Origin of the sequence: Bacillus sp. AFS023182, from assembly GCF_002560575.1 — a bacterium.
Classification (GTDB): Bacteria; Bacillota; Bacilli; order Bacillales; family Bacillaceae_G; genus Bacillus_A; species Bacillus_A arachidis.
In genome coordinates this window covers 1-1,281 of sequence record NZ_NTRO01000162.1, presented here as the reverse complement: position 1 = coordinate 1,281, position 1,281 = coordinate 1, and the positions used below count along the sequence as shown (strand labels likewise).

2 pseudogenes are annotated in these 1,281 nt (G+C 39.8%); both read left to right on the top strand.

What is annotated here, in order from left to right:
- Positions 1-595: pseudogene (locus CN288_RS27905) on the top strand (phage tail tape measure protein); the annotation flags it as partial.
- Between the two features lie 225 nt (positions 596-820).
- A pseudogene (locus CN288_RS27900) lies at positions 821-1,281 on the top strand (phage tail tape measure protein); the annotation flags it as partial.

Here is a 1,281-nt window from a genome sequence, read left to right as displayed (position 1 = left end):
GAAAAAGGGATTTGGTGAAAATCTTGAAGAAGTTGACCAGGCACTTATCAAAGTATTTCAAAACATGAGGGATGTTCCAAATGAAGAACTACAAATGGCATCGGAGGATGTTTTAACACTGGCTAAAGTCTATGACGTGGACTTAAATGAAGCCACTCGTGGTGCAGGACAGTTAATGTCTCAGTTTGGTTTATCTACGCAAGAAACATTTGATTTACTTGCTGCAGGTGCTCAAGAAGGCTTGAACTATTCTGATGAATTGTTTGACAACCTTTCAGAATATGCACCGCTCTTTAAACAAGCTGGGTTTTCGGCAGAAGAAATGTTTAACATTCTAGCAAATGGTACTCGTGATGGTTCTTATAACTTAGATTACATTAACGATTTAGTAAAAGAATTTGGTATTCGTGTACAAGATGGTTCCAAAGGTGTAGCTGAAGGTTTTGGTAAGCTATCACAAGAAACGCAAGGTGTATGGGCAGCTTTTAATGATGGAAAAGCTACAACAGCTGATGTGTTCAATGCTGTACTGAATGATTTAAAAGGAATGGATGACCAAGTTGCAGCAAATCAAATTGGTGTTTCTTTGTTCGGTAGATGATAAATTGTGCCGAAGTAAAATTGCGGTATTAAGCAAGAAGGGTGAGATTCCTAACTTGAACCGAAGGCTATACAAAGTATAGTCAGGGGCAGAGCATAGAGGGTGAAAAAATATAATCCCTCCACGAGACCGCAACACTTTATAAGTGAAAACATATGCCGAGCTTGCATTAATATGAAGTGCAAGAAGTAGAGGATAAAAAGCCTTTACGATAACAAATTGACAAAATGGGAAGATATGGGCGCTAAAGCTGTTTTGCATCTAAATGAATTAAATGGTGGTTTAGGCGAAACCAAAGGTGCAATGGAAGAAATGAAGAAGTTGCAAGAAGAATCCCTTGGTCAGCAATTTCAAAAAGCGTTAAGAGAAACACAAGCTGCATTTGAACCGCTCGGAAAGCAACTTGCTGAGCTGGCACAAACTATTTTACCTCCATTAGTTGAAGGGATTAAATCAGTGATGGATTGGTTTTCAAAATTACCCCAACCAGTGCAGAACTTCACTTTTATTTTCCTTGGATTAGTTGCTGCAGTTGGAACTTTAGCACCTATCATCGCTGCGGTTGTTGTGTCATGCCTTGCACTTGGCACAACACTTGGAACTGTCATACTTGTTATCGCTGGAGTAGCAGCGGCGATCGCCGGAGTTATTTGGGCAATACAAAATTGGGGTGCCATAAC